We start from the raw sequence: 22747 nt of genomic DNA, 5'->3' as shown, positions 1-22747 counted from the left end.
ATTATTATGTTTGCCTAAAATGCTTAACCTATTTAGATTATACCATTAAACCCCAAATAAATTATGAAAAAAGTTATTGCGATTGCTATTTTATTAGTTAGTTCTGTTGGTTTTAGCCAAATTAAAGTTGTAGAAACTGTACCTGTTGAAAGATTAGGAAGAGTAAATAATAGTTTTTATGTTCAAAAAATTGGAGACGAATATACATTTTTCTACACTACTCAACCATCTGATACTGAAGAAGAAGCTTTATTGAAAAATTTTACATTTAAAAATGTTGACAATGCTTACCAAAGTTTTTACAGTATCATTTCTAAAGGTTTTTCTGCAAATCCATTGAATGACATCAAATTAGAGTTACCAAATAATTTTCTTTGGTTACATTACATTGTAAGTTCAGATAAAACTACTGTTCAGTTTATGGTGACAAATAAATTATCAAGCACAACCAATGTTTCTGAGCCATTATCTAGAGAACAAATTGAAAAACTATTCCAAAAAAGTTAATATACTTTATAGATAAACACAAAAACGTCCCGAAAAATCGGGACGTTTTTATTATACCAAAAAGTAAATTTAAAAATCTAAAGTTTCTTAAGAGTTAGTTTCATTTCGTCTGCATCCAATATTAATTGATCACTAGTAATAATACTTTCGCAGGGATATGGGGTTCCTGTTTCGTCTTTGATTATTAGACTTTTCCCTCCTTGAGACAAAATAAAATCACCGTCAGTAATTTTTCTTCGTAAAAATCCAGTTACATGACCTTCTTCGGTAAAGGTAAGCTCTCCTTTTTCAATAATTTCATTTTTTATTGAATCCGAAAGTGGCTTTTTAATTTCAACATTTGTCACCTTCCATGAACCGATAAGTTTGTTTCTACCTTTATGACATGAAACCATTAGTGTTGTCAAAAAAAGGATTCCGAAAATAAATAAGTTTGCTTTTTTCATAAGTAAGAGATTAAAATATTAAACTAAAGAAATTTACAATATTTTTTTTTATTAAATTATTAAAAATCAAACTTTTATAAAAACACAAAAAAATAAAGATAACGTCATTAAAATTTAGCATAAAAAAAAGTCCTCGAATTCCCGAGGACTTTTTAATCATATAAAGATGTAAACTATATCTTTTTAACGTATTGTGTGATAATCACTATTTGTTGACCATCAACTTTTCCTTCTATATATTCGGCATTTTCATGGTCCAATCGAATGTTGCGAACGGCAGTTCCTTGTTTGGCGACCATACTGGAACCTTTTACTTTCAAATCTTTAATCAAAACGACTGAATCTCCTGTTTGTAAAATCGCACCGTTGCTATCGCGGTGAACTATCTTATTTTCATCATCTTCACCTTCACCAGTTGCCTGAGCCCAAGCCAAATCATCTTCATCAAGATACATTTGATCTAATAATTCCTGATTACGCAAACGGCTCAACATTCTCCAAGAAACAATCTGAACCGGTAAATGTTCACTCCACATACTATCATTCAGACATCTCCAGTGGTTTATATCGGTTTTTTCAGGATTCTCAATTTGATCAATAAGTGATGCGCTAGCTAAAATACATTCGTCAATCCCACCTTTTCTTGTAGGCAGAATTTGATATACTTTTAAATCTTCAGTCACTCCTGAAAGTTCACATTTTCCACCACTACGCTTAATTAATTCTCTTTCTATACTCATTATTCTATATTATGATTTTATTCAAATTTTTATTTTGTAACCCTTACTGCCTCTGGAACGAGCATTTCATATTCACCGTTATTACGAATTACATCTCTTACAATACTCGAACTGATGTACGAGGTACGAGCTGCGGTCAATAAAAAGACAGTTTCGATTTTAGACATACGTCGATTAGTATGTGCGATTGCTTTTTCAAATTCAAAGTCAGCTGGATTACGAAGCCCTCTTAAGATGAAATTAGCATTGATTTTTTTGCACAAATCTATTGTGAGACCTTCGTAGGTAATAACAGAAACTTTGGGTTCATTTTTAAACGTATTTTCGATAAAAAGTTTTCTGTCTTCCAGCGAAAACATGTACTTTTTCTCTGCATTGATACCAATGGCAATTACAATCTCATCAAACAAAGGAATAGCTCTATTGATGATATCTTCGTGACCTAACGTAATTGGGTCGAATGATCCTGGAAAAATTGCTTTGTTCATTTTTTTATTTTCTAATGATTGAGAATATTTCGTTTTTATCAAGAAGACTCAATAATTCCTTTTTGGAATAACTAACTTTCCTTTTAGTGTAATTTTCAACTTTATTTATTTCTTCAATTTCTGATTGTAAATATACTTTATAATCATTTTCAGTAGCAAAAACACTATCTTTTGTTACATTATCTATTCGCATACTTGAAAAATATCTATTTTGAATTTTTAAATTGTAAACATCTCCCGAAATTGGGTTTTGTATTAAAATCTTTGTTTCATCTTTAGTTTGGTATAAATTAAAAAGATAAAACACACCCCAACAAATTAATATGATAACTCCCGAAAACAACCACAAAGGTCTTTTTTGATTGACTTTTTTATTTTCAATAATGAGCTTCACTTTGAGATTTTCATCCAAATCTTCAAAGGAGATTTCTTTTGAACAATGGTTACATTCTATTTGTATTGTATTTCCAACAGGAAATATTGGAATAAAAGTTAATGAGGTATATCTGGTAGAAATACTATAATTAATTTCAGAATGAAAGTTACAATTCGGACATTTTACATTTGAAAATATTCCACTTAACAAGCAAGTTTCATTCGTTCCGATTAATACCATCATAGGCTCAATTATTTATTCTCATTAATACTTTTTTCAGCAAAGTCTTTTTACCTCTAAGTATTTGGTTTTTAATTTATAAAACAGACCTGCAAGGTTTTAAAAACCTTGCAGGATTTAATTTTCTTATAGAAACTTAGCCTCTTAATTCAATGCTAACTCAATAGCATTGGTAAACAAATCCGTTAGCGAAATTCCAGCTGCTTTGGCTTGTTGCGGAATCAAACTTTCGGTTGTAAGCCCTGGAATAGTGTTCATTTCAAGCATGTGCGGTTCGCCGTTTACAAAAATGAATTCGCTTCTAGAAAATCCTTTCATTTTCAATACTTCATAAGCACGTTTGGCAGCATCACTCACTTTTTGAGTCATTTCGTCCGAAATTCTGGCTGGGGTAATTTCCTGAGATTTACCTTCATATTTAGCTTCATAATCGAAGAAATCATTCTCGGAAACAATTTCGGTAATTGGCAAAACTTTAATCTCGCCTTGGTAATTGATTACCCCAACTGAAACCTCGGTTCCGTCAAGAAAACTCTCGATAATAATTTCGCTATCTTCTTGGTAAGCAACTCCGATCGCAATCGGTAATTCAGCTTCGGTTTTTACTTTGGAAATTCCGAAACTAGAACCCGATTTGTTTGGTTTTACAAAACAAGGTAAACCAACAGTTTTTACGATATCAGTAGTATCAATTTTATCTCCTTTATTCAAATAATAAGACGTAGCGGTTTTGATCCCGTACGGTTTTAATACCGAAAGTAAATCGCGTTTATTGAAGGTTAATGCAGCCTGATAATAATCGCAAGACGATTGTGGTAGGCCTATAAGTTCAAAATATGCTTGCATTAAACCATCTTCGCCTGGAGTTCCGTGAATGGCATTGAATACGCAGTCGAAAGTAATTTTTGTCCCGTTTACGGTTGTTGAAAAATCATTTTTATCGATAGGAAATTCATTGTCAGAATCATCAACATAAACCCATTTTTCTTTGAAAATATGGATGCGAAATCCGTTGTATTTTGTTTTGTCTAAAAATTGATAGACAACGTTTCCACTTATTAAGGATATTTTGTATTCGCTGGAATAGCCGCCCATGATGATGGCAATGTTTTTCATGTTTTTTCGTTTTTATTTTCAATCTAACCTTTATGGTGTATTGATAGAATTGTTTTTTTTATACTTAATGAGGTTTTGAAAATGAGTATATAGCCCTGATGGAAACGATATCCTTTTGTGCAAAAAAACTTTTTTTTCTTGGCAGAAAAGAGCGACCAACGGAAGCTCCTTTTATGCTTTAGAAAAATGTTTTTTTTTAGCAAAAGATACAAGTGTACAGCAGGATTAGCTTCTTTATCTAATGAGGATTGAAAGCCCTTATGCTATTAAACAAAATTATCATTTTTTTTGAAACGAAATAGCTTTATCTTTGCGCTAAACAAAATATTTATGAGCTTAACAAAATATCTAACAAGTCGTGTATTTTTTGGACAAGTGCTTTTGGCATTTGCAATTATTGTAGTTATTGGTTATTTATTCATGCATTGGTTGACGTTTACCACAGATCACGGGCATGAAATATCGGTTCCTGATTTGAGAAAATTAACAGAAGAGCAAGTTGAGGAAAAACTAGACGAATTAGACTTGGATTATGAGTTGTTGGATAGTGTAGATTATAGAGGAGAATTCCCTAAATACAGTGTGGTAGAGCAAGATCCTATGCCTGGAACTAAAGTAAAAGTAGGAAGAAAAGTATATATAAAAATTAATTCTTCGGGGTTTTCGTCTGTGCGTATTCCAGATTTAATTGAAAAAACGTATCGTGAAGCGGTTCCTACCTTAAAAGCACTTGGACTTGAAGCTGGAACTATCACCTATGTTCCTAATCTTGGAAAAGATATGGTTCTAGAAATGAGATACAAAGGAAGAAATTTGAAAGTTGGAGATCGAGTTTTGAAGGCTTCTAAAATTGATTTGGTTTTGGGAGATGGAAAAGAAACGTATCAGGAAGAAGAACCAGTAGATAGCTTAGCTACTCCAGCAATAGAAACAGAAGCACCGAATGAACAATAACACCGAACCATTAGACGAATTAGAGGAAGAATTATTTGAGCATTATCGATTTGACGTTCCAAAAGGACAAGCCATTTTGCGAATCGACAAGTACTTGATGAGCCTGATTCCAAATGCGACCAGAAATAAAATTCAAAACGCAGCAACTGCAGGCGATATTTATGTAAATGATATTCCTATAAAATCCAATTACAAAGTTAAACCCTTTGATGTGATACGCATTATGTTATCACATCCGCCGTTTGAAAACAGAGTTGATCCAGAGGATATTCCATTAGACATCGTTTATGAAGACGATGCGGTTTTGTTAATCAATAAACCTCCAGGATTTGTTGTACATCCAGGTCACGGAAATTACACGGGTACTTTGGTAAATGCACTTGCCTTTCATTTTGAAAATTTACCAATGAACAGCAGCGAACGCCCTGGATTGGTTCATAGAATAGACAAGGACACCTCAGGTCTTTTGGTAGTTGCCAAAACGGAAGCTGCTATGACGCATTTAGCCAAGCAATTTGAAGCCAAAACTTCGGAAAGAGAATATATCGCTTTGGTTTGGGGAAATGTTGCTCAAGATGCCGGAACCATAGAAGGAAATTTAGCAAGACACCTCAAAGATCGTATGCAAATGGCCGTTTTTGCTGATCCGGAAATCGGAAAACCAGCCATTACACATTATAAAGTTCTGGAGCGTTTTGGTTATGTAACTTTGATTTCTTGTCGATTAGAAACTGGAAGAACACACCAAATTCGTGCACATCTTAAACACATCGGACACCCCCTTTTTAATGATGAGCGTTATGGTGGTCACTTGATCTTAAAAGGAACTACATTTACAAAATACAAACAGTTTGTAGAGAATTGCTTCAAAGCATTACCTCGTCAAGCCTTACATGCCAAGACCCTTGGTTTTGTACATCCAAATACAGGAGAAATGATGCGATTTGATACCGAATTACCTAAAGATTTTCAAGATTGTATCGAGAAATGGAGAGGCTATTCGAAATCACATCATATCGATAACGAGGAATAACTAAATTCGTTACAAAGGAGCTAAATGCCATTTGTATTTTACGGCCAACATGCGAATTATTATTATAACGCTTGATGTAATAAGATATAACGCATCGTTGTCGAAATTCAATTTTCGGAAAATAAAAAATACAATACCGCCAAAAATACAAATGGTAGCATAGACCTCTCTTCTAAAAATAACTGGAATTTCGACACACAAAATATCCCGGGTAACCCCTCCAAAACAGGCCGTCATTGTACCCAATGCAATACAAATTACCGGATGCAAATTATAATCGATCCCTTTTTGAATTCCTATCAATGTAAAAACTCCTAATCCGATAGTATCAAATAGTGCCAAAGAAGTTCTAAGCTTATCAAGTCTTTTTCTAAAAATAATTGTCAAAATAAAACCCAAAACTATCGAATAAACATAAATTGGATTTTGCATCCACCCAACAGGAGTACGACCAATCATAACATCACGGAGTGTTCCCCCTCCTACAGCTGTTACAAAAGCAATAATAAAAACACCAAAAGGATCTAATTTTTTACTCATTGCGGTTAATGCTCCTGACATTGCAAAAGCCATTGTACCAACAACATCAAGTATATGAAACATGTTTTATTTTTTTAATTTTAAGTTTGGCAAAAAAAATATACAATTTACCGTTTCAAATTTAAGTAAAAACGTCTTATTAAGGTTTGTTTTAAGAATTTAAAAAATGGTAGTAACTTAGCACCACATAATCTAACAGCAAATCCATTGAAACAGATCGTCAGCCTTCAAAATCCACTAATCAAATCGTTATTGCAATTGCAGGAAAAAGCAAAAGCTCGCAAACAATCTGGAACATTCTTAATTGAAGGAAAAAGAGAAATTTCTATTGCCGTAAAAGGGGGGTATGAAATAGAAACCATCTTATTTGATCCTGAGATTTGTTCGGAAACAGAAGCACGAAAACTGTACAATAACTCTGAACTAATTGAAATTAATACCGCTGTTTATCAAAAATTAGCTTACAGAGACACAACCGAAGGAATTTTGGCAGTAGCCAAAACCAAATCAGCACAATTATCGGACTTAAAATTATCCGAAAATCCACTCATACTTATTGCCGAAGCTCCTGAAAAACCTGGAAACATTGGCGCTTTATTACGCACTGCCGACGCTGCTCGTTTGGATGCCGTAATTATTGCAAATCCAAAAAGTGATTTATACAATCCAAATGTGGTTCGATCCAGTGTAGGCTGCTTGTTTACAAACCAAGTTGCCACTGGAAGCACGTCAGAAATTATCACTTTTTTAAAAGAAAAAAACATCAATTTCTACGCTGCTACTTTACAAAATTCAACCTCGTACCATACTCAAAATTACACTTTACCAACTGCTTTGGTTGTCGGTACTGAAGCTACTGGACTTACACAAGAATGGAGAGAAGCCGCTACTCAAAACATTATTATACCAATGCAAGGCGAAATTGACAGTATGAACGTTTCGGTCGCAGCGGCTATTTTGATATTTGAAGCTAAAAGACAAAGAGGGTTTTGAGTTTAGATTGAAGAATTCATCCTCTTTTTTTTAAAATATTTGGAATTAAAAAATTGGAATTTCACAACTTATTTATACTAAAACATGAAAAAACTCAGCATTTTACTTCTACTATTAGCTTTTAACATACACTCTTTTGGGCAAATTTCAAATTCTGAAGTTGACAATCTAGTAAACCGAAGTCTTACCACCTTTAATGTTCCTGGAATTGCTGTTGCCATTGTAAAAGATGGAAAAGTTGTTTTATCAAAAGGTTATGGTATAAAATCTATTAAAACCAAAGAAAAGGTTGATGAAAATACTCTTTTTGGAATCGCATCAAACAGTAAAGCTTTTACTACTGCGGCATTGGCTATGTTAGTAGATGAAGGAAAACTAAAATGGGACGATAAAGTTGTTAGTTATTTGCCAAATTTCAAAATGTACAATGAGTATGTAACCAATGAATTTACCATTCGTGACTTGGTTACACATAGAAGTGGATTAGGTCTTGGCGCTGGAGATCTAATGATTTGGCCAGACGGAAATGATTTTAAAACAAAAGATATTATTGAAAATCTACAATACTTAAAACCTGTATCCGACTTTAGAACAAAATACGATTATGACAATTTACTTTACATCGTTGCTGGCGAAATTGTTCATAAAGTAAGTGGAATTTCTTGGTGTGATTTTATCGAAACCAAGATCATGAAACCTTTGGATATGAAAAATAGTGCGGGCTCATTTTTACGTCTAAAAGACACAAGTAATGTTATTGCGCCACACGTTCCAATCGACGGAAAACTAAAAATTATATCGAGATATAAAAATCAATTATTTGATGGTGCTGCCGGAATTTACTCAAGCGTAAACGATATGAGTAAATGGATGATTATGCAATTGAACAAAGGAAAATACGGCTCTGACAACAAACCTTTATTTTCTGAAAAACAACATAATGAAATGTGGACTCCGCAAACAATTATTCCTGTTAATACAATTCCGCCCTATAATACACATTTTAGCGCCTATGGTTTAGGATGGTTTTTGAGTGATGTAAAAGGATACAAACAAGTTACCCACACAGGAGGATTAGAAGGAATTGTTACTCAGGTTACATTAATTCCCGAACTTAATTTAGGAATTGTAGTTCTAACCAACCAACAGTCTGGAGCTGCTTTTAGAACCATAACTAACACCATAAAAGATAGTTATATCGGAATCAAATCAGAAGACTATATAACCGCTTACAGCAATAAAGTAAAAGCTACAGAAGAATCAGCAGATAAAGTAACTAATGAAGTTTGGGAGTTTGTAACCAAAAACAAAAAAGACAATCTAAAGATTGATTTCAAAAACTATATTGGTACTTACAAAGACAATTGGTTCGGAGAAATCGAAATAAGCGAAAAAAAAGGTAAATTATTATTTGCCTCGAAACGTTCTCCTCAACTTTCTGGCGAACTATTTCTTTACAAGGATAAAAACTTGGTTGTAAAATGGAACAATAGATATTTTCATGCAGACGCACATTTGCTTTTCGAATTTGACACAACTGGAAAAGCAATTTCAATTAAAATGAACCCCATATCCGAATTAACCGATTTTAGTTATGATTTTCAAGATTTGGATTTCAAAAGAACATTTTAAACCACAAAAAATCAATTTTTGATGCTCGGATTCACATCTATTCTAAAGATTAATTCTGGTAATCAATCCATTAAATCGCTTGCTTATCTGCCGAAAAAATCTTATTTTTAAGGCACTGAACCATGCTGTTATGACTGAAATCGATATAGAAAAAGAAAACAAAGCAATTGCACAAGAGTACAAAGAATTACTTCGCATCAGTTATCAAACGTTAACAACCGAAGACAAAAAACTAATTCGAAAAGCTTTTGATGTTGCTGTAGATGCACATAAAGACCAACGCCGTAAATCTGGTGAAGCCTACATATTTCATCCCATTTCGGTTGCCAAAATTGTAGCCTCAGACATTGGTTTGGGATCTACTTCTATTGCTGCGGCCTTATTACATGATGTGGTAGAGGACACTCCAATCACCGTCAAAGACATTGACAAAATGTTTGGCCCTAAAATAGCTCAATTGGTCGAAGGACTTACTAAAATTTCATTGGTACAAAAAGACTTAAACGTATCAATGCAAGCCGAAAACTTTAGAAAAATGTTACTAACACTCAATGATGATGTTAGGGTTATTCTCATAAAAATAGCCGATAGATTGCATAATATGCTCACTATGGACTCTATGGAAAACTACAAACAAATAAAGCTAGCTTCGGAGACTTTATACATTTATGCCCCTTTAGCACATCGATTAGGTTTATACAAAATCAAAAATAAACTTGAAGATCTCGGGTTAAAATACACAGAACCCGAAAGATACAACAACATTGTTAGCAGAATAAGAGAAACCAAGGAAGAACAAGACCTTTACATTAAAGATATTTCTGAGGTTCTCCAAAAATCATTAGATCAAGAAAACATAGATTACATCATCAAAGGAAGACCAAAATCTATTTATTCTATCAACAGAAAAATGATTGCGCAAAATGTCAGCTTCGATGAAGTTTATGACAAATTTGCCTTGCGTATCGTTTACAAATCTAATCCGCACGATGAGAAATTCCTTGCTTGGAAAATATACTCTATCGTAACAGATCACTATAGACCCAGCCCAAGTCGTTTACGAGACTGGATTTCTTCGCCAAAATCTACAGGTTACGAGGCCTTACACATTACCGTAATGGGACCAAAAGGACGTTGGGTCGAAGTACAAGTTCGTAGTGAACGTATGGACGAAATTGCCGAAAAAGGATATGCAGCACATTACAAATACAAAAACGGAGCTACCGAAGAAAACGGTCTGGATGTTTGGTTGAATCTTTTAAAAGAAGCCTTAGAAAACTCAGAAACAAGCGCAGTCGATTTTGTAGAAGATTTCAAAATGAACCTGTACTCTAAGGAGATTTATATTTTTACACCAAAAGGCGAAATCAAATCACTACCAAAAGGAGCTACATCACTAGACTTTGCCTTTAGCATTCACTCAGAACTCGGAATCAAAACTAGAGGAACCAGAGTCAATGGTAAATTAGTCCCTTTGAATTACGAACTAAAAAGTGGAGATCAAGTCGAAATCATTACCTCCCCTAATCAAAAACCAACCGTAAACTGGCTGGATTTTGTAACAACATCAAGAGCAAAAAACAAAATTCGAAATGTTCTTAACGAGAACACCAAAAAAATAGCCGAAGACGGAAAAGAAGTACTTACCCGTAAATTAAAACACCTTAAAATAACCCTAAACGAGCAAACCACAAACGAATTAGTAAACTTCTTCAAACTAAAAACCAGTTTAGATTTGTTTTATAGAGTTGGTGTTGGATCTATAGACAACCAACAGCTAAAAGATTATGCTAGTCAAAAAAGCAACACGCTTATCAATTTTTTCAAAAACAAAATCAAGCGCAACCACAGCACTGCCGACGTTGACATTCACAAACAAGTTCTTAGTAATAATTACGATATGCTTGTTTTTGGAAAAACACATGATAAGCTAGATTACAAAATTTCAACTTGTTGCAACCCAATACCTGGAGACGAAGTATTTGGTTTTGTAACCATAAACGAAGGAATCAAAATTCACAAAAAAGACTGTCCAAACGCAATCGCATTACAGTCTAATTACGCATACCGAATCATGCAGGCCAAATGGATCGATTCTACCCAACAAGATTTCAAAGCCACCATAAACATAATGGGAATGGACTCTTTGGGACTAACAAATGAATTAACAAAAGTAATTTCCAACAATATGAATGTTAACATTCAAAGCATTTCGCTCAATGGTGAAGCAGGAATTTTCAAAGGACAAGTTTCGGTAATCGTTCCCAACATCACCATTTTGAAACGACTTATGGACAATATCAAAAAAATTGACGGAATAGACAAAGTAACGAGAGTATATAAAAACTAAAATCCACATCACAAAAAAACTTTACAAACAAAAATTGTGATAATCTTAAAAAAACAGCGTATTTACAGCATCAAAAAAATAGAGAGTGCCCCTGTTGAATAAAGGGGATTACACAGCAAACCGCTTACAAATCCCCTTTACCCAACAGCATCGGGCTAAATGCGTTACTTTGGTAACTTGCTGCTATCCTCACGCCACGCAACAGAACATTTGAGTTTAAAAACAAAAAACACAGGATTTACAATTAAAACCCTATTTTTTTATACTTTTAAAATAATAATTTATCTTTGCACGATATGACACTGATTTCCACAAATAACAACAAAAATCAAGAAATTGTAAAAAACGTTTTTACATTGTATCTTGAGAACAAAGGGCATCGCAAAACACCTGAGCGTTATGCTATCCTTCAAGAAATATACGAAAGTGAAGAACATTTTGATATAGAAAACCTATACCTCAAAATGAAAAACAAAAACTATCGTGTTAGTAGAGCCACCCTTTACAACACCATAGAATTACTATTGGATTGTGCCTTGGTTCGCAAACATCAATTTGGACAAAATCAAGCGCATTACGAAAAATCATATTTCGACAAACAACATGACCATATTATTATGACCGATACTGGTGAAGTAATAGAGTTTTGTGACCCTCGAATTCAGACTATCAAAAAAACGATCGAAGAAATTTTTGATATCGAAATCACCAATCATTCCTTATACTTATACGGAAACAAGAAAAAAGAAAAATCAGAAGAAAACAACCTGGAAATTACTCCAGAGAATACAATAGAAAATTAACTAAAAATAAAACATAGAATGACCGTAGATTTATTATTAGGATTACAATGGGGAGATGAAGGAAAAGGAAAAATTGTTGACGTTCTTACCTCAAATTATGATATAATTGCACGTTTTCAAGGAGGCCCAAATGCAGGACACACTTTAGAGTTTGATGGAATTAAACACGTTCTTAGAACCATTCCTTCTGGAATTTTTCATAAAACAGCAGTAAACATCATCGGAAATGGAGTTGTAATTGACCCAGTAGTATTTCAAAAAGAAATTGAAGGTCTTGAAAAATTTAATATGGATATCAAATCCAAATTAATTATTTCTAGAAAAGCACATTTAATCTTACCAACACACCGTTTGCTAGATGCCGCTTCAGAAGCCGCAAAAGGAAAAGCCAAAATTGGCTCTACTCTTAAAGGAATTGGACCAACTTACATGGACAAAACAGGTAGAAACGGTTTAAGAGTTGGCGACACCGAATTAGGAGATTTTAAAGAAAGATACCGCGCTTTGGCAGACAAACACGAAGAGATGATTAAATTCTACGATGTAAACATTCAATACAACTTAGAAGAAATGGAAAAAGAATTCTTCGAATCTATTGAAGTGTTAAAAACATTAGACTTCATTGATAGCGAAGAATATTTAGCTCAAGCACAAAAAGCAGGAAAATCTATCCTATGCGAAGGAGCCCAAGGTTCATTATTAGATGTAGATTTTGGAACTTATCCATTTGTAACTTCATCAAACACAACCGCTGCTGGAGCCTGTACTGGTTTAGGAATTGCCCCAAACAAAATCAAAGAAGTTTACGGAATTTTTAAAGCTTATACTACTCGTGTAGGAAGCGGTCCTTTCCCAACTGAACTTTTTGACGAAGATGGAGCGACAATGGCAAAAGTTGGTAACGAATTTGGATCTGTAACTGGAAGACAAAGACGTTGCGGATGGTTGGACTTGGTAGCTTTAAAATATGCAGTTCAAATCAATGGGGTTACACAATTAATGATGATGAAAGGTGATGTTCTTTCTGGTTTTAAAACACTTAAGGTTTGTACTGAATACAACTACAAGGGACAAAATATTTCACATTTCCCGTACAACATCGAGCCAGAAAATGTAACTCCTGTTTACAAAGAATTCAAAGGATGGCAACAAGATTTGACTGGGATGACTACTTATGAAGAATTACCTGTTGAGTTAAAAGAGTATATCGAATTTATAGAAAAGGCAGTAGAAGTACCTATTAAGATTGTTTCTGTTGGACCAGATAGAAAACAAACTATTTTAAAATAACAACATATTCAACGCTCTGAAATTTCAGAGCGTTTTTTTTAGCATAAAAAAAATCATTTATGGACAATCCAAAATATAAAATAATAAAGACAGAACTACTTTCGGATAACTGGTACACATTGAACAAAGTAACAGTTGAATACCAAAAAAAAGACGAAACTTGGGATATACAAGAACGTGAAGTATATGACAGAGGCAATGGAGCTGCCATTCTTTTGTATAATAGATCTAAAAGTACAGTTGTGTTGACAAAACAATTTAGACTTCCAACTTATTTAAACGAAAATAAAAGCGGGATAATGATCGAAGTTTGTGCAGGACTACTAGATAAAGACGATCCCGAAACATGCATTATCAGAGAAACAGAAGAAGAAACAGGTTATCGTTTGCATTCGGTAAAAAAAGTATTCGAATCCTATATGTCTCCTGGGGCAGTTACTGAAATTCTACATTGTTTTGTAGCAGAATACGATGTTAGTATGAAAGTAGGTACTGGCGGAGGATTAGAAACCGAACATGAAGAAATTGATGTTATCGAAATTCCTTTCGACCAAGCGTATGTTATGATTGAAACAGGCGAAATAAAAGATGCAAAAACCATCATGTTATTACAATATGCCAAAATTCATGAATTGACATCTTAAAAAAAAAAATATCTGTTTTTGATACCCAATTAGCTTTCATTACTTTTTCTAATGCTTTAAAAAATACTATTTTGTCTAGCCCCAAAAAAACAACAAATGCTTTGCACGAAAAAACTGGTGTTTCTCGACCTGAAACTATCAGTCATAAGGCTATACAAAATATCAAAAAATTAAAGCAACAACAACTTTCTACTGACGAATTGATAACAGGCATCCGCTCACAAAACATTAGTAGTTTAAGCAGAGCAATCACCTTGGTAGAAAGTACAAATCCTATGCACTTATCAAAAGCCAACGAAATCATACAAGGTTGTTTACCTCATGCAAACAAATCTATCCGAATTGGCATTACGGGTGTTCCAGGCGTAGGAAAAAGTACTTTTATTGAAGCTCTTGGCAAATATTTGACTGGTTTAGGAAAAAGAGTTGCTGTCCTGGCTGTTGACCCCAGCAGTACCATTTCGCACGGAAGCATTCTGGGAGACAAAACCAGAATGGAGCAATTGGCAAACGACAAAAATGCATTTATAAGACCATCAGCATCTGGAGAAAATTTGGGCGGAGTGGCTAAAAAAACAAGAGAAACAATCATTCTTTGTGAAGCTTGTGGTTTCGAAATTATTTTAATAGAAACAGTTGGAGTGGGTCAAAGTGAAACTGCTGTCCACAGTATGGTTGATTTCTTTTTGTTACTACAAATTGCAGGAACTGGTGATGAATTACAAGTCATCAAAAGAGGAATTATCGAAATGGCAGATGCTATAATCATCAACAAAGCTGATGGCGATGGCGTTTCAAAAGCTAAAACAACCCAAAAGATGTTCAACAAAATTCTGCAATTGTTTCCGTCAAAGAAATCTGGCTGGACTCCTATTACCACTACTTGTAGCGCAATAAATCAGGATGGTATAGATACTATTTGGCAAAACATTTTAGACTATCTTGAAATGGTCAAATCGAACCAATATTTTCTTGAAAAACGTAAAGAACAAAATCAGTTTTGGATGATGGAAACCATCAACGAACAGTTAAAATCACATTTTTACAACCAAACGGATATTGCAGAACTGTTAATTTCTATCCAAGATGCTGTAATTCATAATGAGATTTCCCCATTTGCAGCAGCGCAAAATCTTCTAAATAATTATTTCAAAAAGTAAAAAACTATTATTTTTTTCTGAATTAAATCACTCACTATAAATAGTTTTTCGGCTAAATTCAGAAACATATTTGCTATTGTAATTTTTTATCGATTAATCTTTTTTTGATTACTTTTGTCGCCTTATTAAACAAACAGAAACTCATACGATTTAATTTCTAAACAAATAGAAATAAACACGTAAGAAATTGTTGCTGAATTAGTAAGAAACAACCACAAATAAGACCAAAAACAATAATCAACCTAATAAAAATTACAATTAATGAAAATCAATTTTACTCATTTTATAAAAAATCAGTCTATACAATTTATCCTAATTCTAATTTTTATTGCCACTCTAATCCAACTTGGTTCATGGGGTTTTACAGAAACTAGTGAGGCACGTTATGCTCAAATTTCTAAAGAGATGCTAGATTCTGGCGATTACATTCGTCCAACCAAACTTGGAATAACGCACTACCATAAGCCACCCCTAACCTATTATATCACAACTGTTGGTTATCACATTTTTGGCACCAATGAGTTTGGAGCGCGCTTTTTTTTATCAGTTGCACTCGTAATCCAATTATTATTGGTTTACAAAACATCGCAATTGTTATTTAACAATATCAAAACTTCGATTCTTGCTGTTGTATTATATTTTTCTACTCCATTGGTTTTAGCCTCTGCCAGAAACTTAACAACCGATACTTATTTGACAACTTTTATATTGATGGCTATTTATTTTTGGCTAAGATATCAAGAAAAGAAAACGTTTTTTTTCTTTTTTTACCTGTCAATAGCATTAGGTTTCTTGACCAAAGGACCACTGGTATTATTACCTATAATTATTTTTCAACTGACATGGTTGTATTTCAACAAAAAAAGAATCAAATTTTCTATATATGATTTGTGGGGTCTTTTAGTTTTCTTCGTTTTCTGTTGTTGGTGGTATCTTGCTGTAATAAAAGAAAACCCAATGGTTTTTAACTACTTTACGGGTGACCAACTCTATCAACGAATGGCTTCTAAAGATGCATTTAACAGAGGGAAACCTTTTTGGTATTATTTGGTATTCTTACCTGTATCATTATTGCCTTGGGTTGTGTATGTTTTTGCTTCGCTAAAAAAGATTAAACTAAAAGAAATCAAAGAGAAAAGCTTATTGGTTACTTTCATTTTAATCATTGCACTTTTTTCATTTTTCAAAACAAAATTGATATTCTATGTTTTACCATCAATATCTTTCCTTGTTCTTTTTGTATCAAACAAATTGATAGAATTAGAAGAAATAAGCTGGAAAAAATTCACACGTTTCTTATATATCTATTTTTCAATAATCACTATTGTTGCCGTAATTGCAATACTACTTCACAAAATTGAAGTAAGCTTTGTTTATGTATTACTATTAGCATCGGGAGTCCTAATTAGTCTTTTTGGATTAAAAAACATAGACTGGTTTCACAAAAACATTTATACATTGCTTATAAACAGTATTGCAATATTGTTGTTTTCAACAGGTGTAATGAATTCGAATGAATTGCTACTGAATTCTCCAAAACCGATAGCAAATTTTGTAAATACACTTCAGGCAAAAAATGTTTATGTCTATAACTATCTCCTCCCATCAATGGCTTTTTATACCGATAAAAAAATTATAACGGTTAATAATGGTAACCCAAATAGTCAGAGAGAAATACAATTTGAAAGAAATCTAAACTATTTGGAAACGTATTACAATCTTGAAAAACCAGAAGAAGCAAACCGATTTGACACCGATTTTTCTACACAAAATTCAGTTTTTTTAGTTAGAAAAAAAGAAACTATTCCAGACAACATCAAATCAGAATTACTTCCTTTTAAAAGACAAAAGGATTTTGGTAAATGGATTTTGTATTACAATTAACATCCAAATCAAAAACAGCTGATATAAAACAGCTACAAACCAACTAGAGCCTCGACTTTAGACAAGATATTTAATAGATTTTGAGGGTATTTTACTCGAAATAAAATACTTTTGCATAAAATTACAAAAACATGAATTTTGAATTAACCATTATCATACCTGTTTATAATGAGGAAGATAATCTTGATCGTGTGCATCAAGAAATGAAACAATATTTGAGCATCGCTAAAAAAAAGACAAAAATTTTATTTGTCAATGATGGTTCAAAAGACAACAGTCAAACTCTGATTGAAAAAATATGCAATAACAACGAAGAGTTTACATTCATTTCATTTGAAAAAAATGCAGGTTTGAGTGCTGCAATCAAAGCGGGTTTTGATTATACCGATACCACTTGGGTAGGATACATTGATGCCGATTTACAAACTGCTCCTGAGGACTTTAATATACTTATCGATTTCGCAGGAGAATATGATTTGGTTACAGGAGTAAGATCAAACCGAAAAGATTCCTTTACCAAGAATATGTCTTCAAAAATTGCCAATAGTATTCGAAGAACGTTTACAAATGACGGAATGGATGACACAGGTTGTCCTCTAAAAATTATCCGTACGGATATGGCCAAAAAAATTCCAATGTTTAATGGTTTACACCGTTTCTTACCCGCTATGATTTTGTTGCAAAATGGTAAAATCAAACAAACGCCAGTAAGACATTTTCAAAGAATTGCAGGAGTTTCTAAATTCAATTTATGGAATCGCCTCTTGGGACCTCTACAAGATTGTTTCGCTTACTTGTGGATGAAAAAAAAATACATCAACTATAGCGTAGCAAAACAAGGCTAATGAACAACATTATCGTTTATTCTATAGGATTCATCGCTCAAATATTATTCTCAAGCAGAATGATATTACAATGGATTATTTCAGAAAAAAACAAAAAAGTACTTACTCCAATTTTGTTTTGGGAAATCAGCTTATTTGCATCCTTTTTATTATTTGTATATGGCTATTTAAGACAAGATTTTTCAATCATGTTAGGACAAACCATCACCTATTACATCTACATCAGAAACATACAACTGCAAAATGATTGGAAAAAAATCAATATTTTTTTAAGATGGTTTATACTTTTATTTCCCGTTTTTATCGTTATGTATTCGTACAATAACAACATCTATGATTTAGATAATTTATTAAAAAATGAAGCCATCCCAAAATGGTTGTTATGGACAGGCATTATTGGACAAGTATTATTTACATTGCGTTTTATTTACCAATGGGTATATTCTGAAAAGAAAAAAGATTCGGTTTTACCTATGGGATTTTGGATTATAAGTTTAATAGGATCCCTTATTATCTTTATTTATGCCATAATTCGAAAAGACCCTGTATTATTGTCAGGACACGCCATAGGTTTGGTTATTTATTCCAGAAATATATTTATCCTAAAGAAAGACATCAAACTCAATTCCGAATAACTTTAGAAAATAAAAAAGCTTCGTCAAAATGACAAATTTGAATACTACTAAGCCCCTTTTTTGGGTAAACCTTAGTACAAAATTGTCATTTTGCGAAGGATTAATTGAAAACAAAGGTTCTAAAAATCAAAAAAAACCGCTAATATTCAATTCAGATTACTCTTCGTAACGCGCGATTTCTCTATCGTAAAACTCGTTGGCTTGCTCGATAAGTCCTTCCATTTCAGCATTTAATTCTGCTTCATCTAAATCTTCAGCTTCTTCTAAAAACTCTACTTCGTCGTCTTTTAAATTGATGATAAATCTTGGGTAATCTAAGTGAATAACAAAAATATCATCCTGAAAATCAGTATTATCTCCTAATAAGAATTTTGGTAATTCCATCTATTTACTATTTTATTTAAAGCTGTAAAAATACACTTTTTATCGATAAGATTTTACCAAAAATACACAACCAAAATTCTTACAAAACATAAAAAAGTAACTTTTACACTTTCTTCTATTCGGCAAAAAATAAAAAAACATAACTTATCCCTTCAGAATACATTTTTTTTATAAAAATTTAATGATAAAAAAAGTCCGTAATCAATTTAATACATTAATTTTATGATAACCTCAATTCTGTATCAGAAAACATTTCCTATATATTAAACCTACAAGTCAATTACTAACACTTTCAAAATTATTATTATGAAAAAAAGCAACTAATTTATATGATGTGCTTCACTTTTCTGTTGAACTGTTTCCCAACACTTGCACAGAAAAAGCCAAACATCCTGATTATTTGGGGAGATGACGTAGGAATATGGAATTTAAGTGCATACCATAGAGGTCAAATGGGAGGTAGTACACCCAATATTGACCGAATCGCCAAAGAAGGTATGATGTTTATGGATCATTATGCAGAAGCATCTTGTACCGCTGGTAGAGCCGCTTTTATAACAGGGCAATACCCGCTACGAGTAGGATTGGCAACGGTAGGACTTCCGGGAGCAGCACAAGGATTAAGTACTAAAGATCCAACAATTGCTACCTTACTAAAACCATTAGGTTATGCAACAGGACAGTTTGGAAAAAACCATTTAGGTGATCGTGATGAACACTTACCTACCAACAATGGTTTTGATGAATTCTTCGGAATACTTTATCATTTAAATGCGGGATAATATCCAGAATTATACGATTTCCCAAAAGATACAGCAGTCGCTCGTAAACTAGGACTTTCGCAACGTGGTGTTATTCATTCATGGGCTACTGGCAATGGCAAACAAAAAGTAGAAGATAAAGGAACATTTGGAAAAGAACGTCAACGAAATTTGGAATGGGAAATCTTGAAAGAATCAAAACGTTTTATTACAGATGCCGTAAAAGCAGACAAACCATTCTTTGTGTGGCACAATACTACCCGTACACATTACAGAACCAATCTTTCGCCTAAATATGATGGATCTACAGGTTATGGCGTATATGCAGACGGTATAAAAGAAATGGATGATGTAGTTGGAGAATTATTGAAACTAATAGATGATTTGGGCGTCGCAGACAATACGGTCATCATGTTTTCTACCGATAATGGTGCTGCTTCAAACAGTTGGCCAGATGGCGGAAACACACCTTTTCATGGAGAAAAAGGTGTTGGAGGTTATGAAGGAGGGTTTAAAGTACCTTGTATGGTAAAATGGCCAGGACTAACTCAACCGGGAACAATCAGTTCCGAATTGATTACTATGGAAGATTGGCTTCCTACCATTATGGCCAATGTGGGACAACCAGATATAAAAGACAAACTCCTTAACAGTTACAAAGCTGGAAACCGCAGTTATGAAAAAATACATTTAGATGGATACGATCAAACTGCAATGCTATCTGGAAAAGGAAGTTCTAACCGAAAAGAATTTTTCTTTTTTACCGAAACCACTTTACATGGTGTACGAGTTGGTGACTGGAAATTTTTATTCAAAAAACAAGACAAGTGGTTTAATGGAGTACAATTACAAATGGTAACCCCATTGATTACAAATTTGAAACTAGACCCATTTGAGCGTTTTCATGAAGCAAGAGGTTTTGATGAGTGGCAAGAAAATCGTTCGTCAGTATTACCAATGGCGGTTTCGCAAGTTACCAATTTGATAGAATCGTATCAAAAATACCCGCCACGTATGGCCAGTCTTAATTTTAATCTAGATGACGCATTAAAAATGCTTACACCTAAATAAGAATTTATTTTGTACCACTATCCAAACATGTAAAAAACACTAGTATTGGGGTTTGAAATGTTTGAAAAAAACAAAATACTATACCAGCTACAAAACAACCTCTCTTATTCCTACAAATGAGAATAAAAGAGGTTGTTTTATTTTTTTAAAGTGCTTCAAAAAACTACAAAGCCGTAAAATAGCCCTGATGGAAGCGGCATCTCCCGATTAAAAACAAGGCTTTTTTGCCGCTGTTTTTATAATCGGGAATATAGCGGACAGCAGGTGTGATGGTGTTATGAAACCTAAGATTTGTGCTCCTAAAAATTACTTACCTGCATTTTCTTGAATAAGTTTTTGGGTCAAACTAGCAAAACGTAAATATAAAAACAACGCAGCCGATGTTAAGCCCGCCAACAAGCCAATCCAGACCCCAATAGCCTTTAAATTAGTACATATTCCGAGGTAATACGAAATTGGAAAACCGATAACCCAATAGGCCACAAAGGTAATATACATAGGCACTTTTACATCTTGTAAACCTCTCAAAGCCCCCAAAACAACGACCTGAACACCATCTGAAATTTGAAAAAAAGCAGCCACCAACAACAATTGTGCTGCAATAGAAATAACTTCGGTATTTTTGGCAAAATTAACGGCATCGTTTAAATCGACAAAAAGTTTGGGTAATAAGGTGTGAAGAATCACAAATACAAGCGCAAAAATGATTTCCAAAATAATCGTTTGCAGATAAATAGAAAATGCAATTCGACGGAGGGAAACAAAATCCTCTAACCCTTTCTGATTCCCAACCCTAATCATGGCTGTGACGCTCAATCCCATTGCCACCATAAAAGTGAGCGAGGCAAGACTCAATGCAATTTGATTTGCAGCTTGACTGGTAATCCCTATCATACCGCAAAGCCAAATTGCACCAGTAAAAAGAGCTACTTCAAAAAACATTTGTAATGCCGAGGAAGTTCCCAAATTTAATATCTTACGTGTGATAGTCTTGTTGAGTTCCTTGAAACTAAAATCTTTAAAATAAGGGTGAAATTTTTCTTTTTGCTGCAATGCAAAATGCATATAGCCCAACATCACAAAACGGGAAGCTATTGTACCTATTGCAGCTCCCACTATTCCCATTTTAGGAAAAATCCAGATTCCATAAATCAAAAAATAATTGATAACCACATTGGTAATATTAGACAAAATGGTAGCCCACATCGAGTATTTGGTTTCGCTCAGCCCATCAGCAAATTGCTTATAAGCTTGGTACATTATCATCGGAATCAACGAGAAACCTACAATATCCAAATAAGGTTTTGCCATTTCGACCACAACTAAAGGTTGTCCCATAAGCGACATCAATGGTTTAGAAAAAAAGATACATAAAAACAAAACCAGCCCTAGTATCGAACACAAATACAATCCGTGATGAAAAGCACTTCGCCCGCTAGCAATGTCTTTTTTCCCATCGGCTTCAGCCACCAAAGGAGTTATCGCTGTAGAAAACCCAATACCTATAGACATGGCCAGAAACACAAAACTATTGCCTAACGAAACAGCAGCCAACTCGGTTGGACCCAATTTACCAACCATTATATTATCTACAATACCAACAACAGTATGCCCGACCATCCCTAAAATAATAGGATATGCCAATTTAATATTATATGAGAATTCTTTGGTGTATTGCGAAATGTTCATCTTAATTTATTTGAGTGGCAAAGATAATTAGAACATCCCTATTCTAAATACTATTTTGACGAAAGAAAATCATCCCAAACATAGTATCTGAATTTTATAAAAAAAGCCCAAAATTCTATAATAACAACGGTTTGCAATTGCAATAATTTTACAAAACACTTTTTTA

At 33.5% G+C, this 22747-nt stretch carries 23 protein-coding genes; 15 read left to right on the top strand and 8 right to left on the bottom strand.

Annotation, left to right across the window (positions count from 1 at the left end):
- The first annotated feature begins 63 nt into the window (after nt 1-63).
- On the top strand, nt 64-507 hold the full coding sequence (locus tag ABEB18_RS00345; RefSeq protein ID WP_348797010.1) for a hypothetical protein: 444 nt from the start codon (nt 64-66) through the stop codon (nt 505-507).
- A gap of 77 nt (nt 508-584) precedes the next feature.
- Here ABEB18_RS00345 and ABEB18_RS00340 read toward each other — a convergent pair whose 3' ends face one another.
- From ABEB18_RS00340 to ABEB18_RS00320, 5 genes are all read right to left on the bottom strand, one after another.
- Nucleotides 585-953: a hypothetical protein gene (locus ABEB18_RS00340; RefSeq protein ID WP_348797009.1), complete on the bottom strand. Its 369-nt coding sequence runs from the start codon at nt 951-953 to the stop codon at nt 585-587.
- 173 nt (nt 954-1126) lie between these two features.
- Nucleotides 1127-1693, bottom strand: coding sequence for a PhnA domain-containing protein (locus ABEB18_RS00335; protein ID WP_348797008.1), 567 nt, complete (start codon nt 1691-1693; stop codon nt 1127-1129).
- A 29-nt stretch (nt 1694-1722) separates the two neighbouring features.
- Nucleotides 1723-2181: a pantetheine-phosphate adenylyltransferase gene (gene coaD, locus ABEB18_RS00330; protein ID WP_348797007.1), complete on the bottom strand. Its 459-nt coding sequence runs from the start codon at nt 2179-2181 to the stop codon at nt 1723-1725.
- 4 nt (nt 2182-2185) lie between these two features.
- The gene (locus tag ABEB18_RS00325; protein ID WP_348797006.1) at nt 2186-2800 is read right to left on the bottom strand and encodes a hypothetical protein; all 615 of its coding nucleotides are present in this window, start codon (nt 2798-2800) and stop codon (nt 2186-2188) included.
- Nucleotides 2801-2941: 141 nt separating this feature from the next.
- Nucleotides 2942-3913, bottom strand: coding sequence for a D-alanine--D-alanine ligase (locus tag ABEB18_RS00320; RefSeq protein ID WP_348797005.1), 972 nt, complete (start codon nt 3911-3913; stop codon nt 2942-2944).
- A 330-nt stretch (nt 3914-4243) separates the two neighbouring features.
- On the opposite strand from ABEB18_RS00320, the gene ABEB18_RS00315 reads away from it, so the two are divergent.
- Together ABEB18_RS00315 and ABEB18_RS00310 are read left to right on the top strand one after the other, a co-directional pair.
- Nucleotides 4244-4867, top strand: a complete 624-nt coding sequence (locus ABEB18_RS00315) for a PASTA domain-containing protein (RefSeq protein WP_348797004.1) — start codon at nt 4244-4246, stop codon at nt 4865-4867.
- The gene (locus ABEB18_RS00310) at nt 4857-5900 is read left to right on the top strand and encodes an RluA family pseudouridine synthase (RefSeq protein WP_348797003.1); all 1044 of its coding nucleotides are present in this window, start codon (nt 4857-4859) and stop codon (nt 5898-5900) included. The genes ABEB18_RS00315 and ABEB18_RS00310 overlap by 11 nt, the downstream gene beginning before the upstream one ends.
- Before the next feature lie 9 nt (nt 5901-5909).
- On the opposite strand, the gene ABEB18_RS00305 is transcribed toward ABEB18_RS00310, so the two are convergent.
- Nucleotides 5910-6503: a trimeric intracellular cation channel family protein gene (locus tag ABEB18_RS00305; RefSeq protein ID WP_348797002.1), complete on the bottom strand. Its 594-nt coding sequence runs from the start codon at nt 6501-6503 to the stop codon at nt 5910-5912.
- A gap of 144 nt (nt 6504-6647) precedes the next feature.
- On the opposite strand from ABEB18_RS00305, the gene ABEB18_RS00300 reads away from it, so the two are divergent.
- From ABEB18_RS00300 to ABEB18_RS00255, 10 genes are all read left to right on the top strand, one after another.
- Complete coding sequence (locus tag ABEB18_RS00300) at nt 6648-7433, top strand: TrmH family RNA methyltransferase (RefSeq protein WP_348797001.1); 786 nt, start codon at nt 6648-6650, stop codon at nt 7431-7433.
- Between the two features lie 84 nt (nt 7434-7517).
- Entirely contained in the window at nt 7518-9065 is a 1548-nt protein-coding gene (locus ABEB18_RS00295; RefSeq protein WP_348797000.1) for a serine hydrolase, read from the top strand.
- Between the two features lie 130 nt (nt 9066-9195).
- A complete protein-coding gene (locus ABEB18_RS00290; RefSeq protein ID WP_348796999.1) occupies nt 9196-11415 on the top strand; it encodes a RelA/SpoT family protein in 2220 nt (739 codons plus the stop codon).
- A gap of 296 nt (nt 11416-11711) precedes the next feature.
- Nucleotides 11712-12218 (top strand): Fur family transcriptional regulator, encoded by a 507-nt coding sequence (locus ABEB18_RS00285; protein WP_348796998.1) that lies wholly within the window; start codon nt 11712-11714, stop codon nt 12216-12218.
- 18 nt (nt 12219-12236) lie between these two features.
- Nucleotides 12237-13508: an adenylosuccinate synthase gene (locus ABEB18_RS00280; RefSeq protein WP_348796997.1), complete on the top strand. Its 1272-nt coding sequence runs from the start codon at nt 12237-12239 to the stop codon at nt 13506-13508.
- A 59-nt stretch (nt 13509-13567) separates the two neighbouring features.
- Nucleotides 13568-14152, top strand: a complete 585-nt coding sequence (nudK, locus tag ABEB18_RS00275; protein ID WP_348796996.1) for a GDP-mannose pyrophosphatase NudK — start codon at nt 13568-13570, stop codon at nt 14150-14152.
- A 71-nt stretch (nt 14153-14223) separates the two neighbouring features.
- Nucleotides 14224-15312 (top strand): methylmalonyl Co-A mutase-associated GTPase MeaB, encoded by a 1089-nt coding sequence (gene meaB / locus ABEB18_RS00270; protein ID WP_348796995.1) that lies wholly within the window; start codon nt 14224-14226, stop codon nt 15310-15312.
- Between the two features lie 261 nt (nt 15313-15573).
- On the top strand, nt 15574-17196 hold the full coding sequence (locus tag ABEB18_RS00265; RefSeq protein WP_348796994.1) for an ArnT family glycosyltransferase: 1623 nt from the start codon (nt 15574-15576) through the stop codon (nt 17194-17196).
- A 131-nt stretch (nt 17197-17327) separates the two neighbouring features.
- A complete protein-coding gene (locus ABEB18_RS00260; RefSeq protein ID WP_348796993.1) occupies nt 17328-18041 on the top strand; it encodes a glycosyltransferase family 2 protein in 714 nt (237 codons plus the stop codon).
- A complete protein-coding gene (locus tag ABEB18_RS00255; protein WP_348796992.1) occupies nt 18041-18676 on the top strand; it encodes a lipid-A-disaccharide synthase N-terminal domain-containing protein in 636 nt (211 codons plus the stop codon). The genes ABEB18_RS00260 and ABEB18_RS00255 overlap by 1 nt, the downstream gene beginning before the upstream one ends.
- Before the next feature lie 156 nt (nt 18677-18832).
- Here the strand turns inward: ABEB18_RS00255 and ABEB18_RS00250 are convergent, their stop codons facing one another.
- The gene (locus tag ABEB18_RS00250) at nt 18833-19060 is read right to left on the bottom strand and encodes a DUF8828 family protein (protein ID WP_348796991.1); all 228 of its coding nucleotides are present in this window, start codon (nt 19058-19060) and stop codon (nt 18833-18835) included.
- 329 nt (nt 19061-19389) lie between these two features.
- Between ABEB18_RS00250 and ABEB18_RS00245 the strand changes: the two genes are divergently transcribed.
- Together ABEB18_RS00245 and ABEB18_RS00240 are read left to right on the top strand one after the other, a co-directional pair.
- Nucleotides 19390-19842 (top strand): sulfatase-like hydrolase/transferase, encoded by a 453-nt coding sequence (locus tag ABEB18_RS00245; protein ID WP_348796990.1) that lies wholly within the window; start codon nt 19390-19392, stop codon nt 19840-19842.
- Between the two features lie 150 nt (nt 19843-19992).
- Entirely contained in the window at nt 19993-20892 is a 900-nt protein-coding gene (locus ABEB18_RS00240; protein ID WP_348796989.1) for a sulfatase-like hydrolase/transferase, read from the top strand.
- 306 nt (nt 20893-21198) lie between these two features.
- On the opposite strand, the gene ABEB18_RS00235 is transcribed toward ABEB18_RS00240, so the two are convergent.
- Nucleotides 21199-22581 carry an MATE family efflux transporter gene (locus ABEB18_RS00235; protein ID WP_348796988.1) on the bottom strand — a complete coding sequence of 461 codons (1383 nt, stop codon included), beginning with the start codon at nt 22579-22581 and terminating at the stop codon, nt 21199-21201.
- Between the last annotated feature and the right edge of the window lie 166 nt (nt 22582-22747).

It is taken from the genome of Flavobacterium adhaerens, from assembly GCF_040045115.1.
Taxonomy (GTDB): domain Bacteria; phylum Bacteroidota; class Bacteroidia; order Flavobacteriales; family Flavobacteriaceae; genus Flavobacterium; species Flavobacterium adhaerens.
This window is presented reverse-complemented; position numbering and strand designations above follow the sequence as displayed.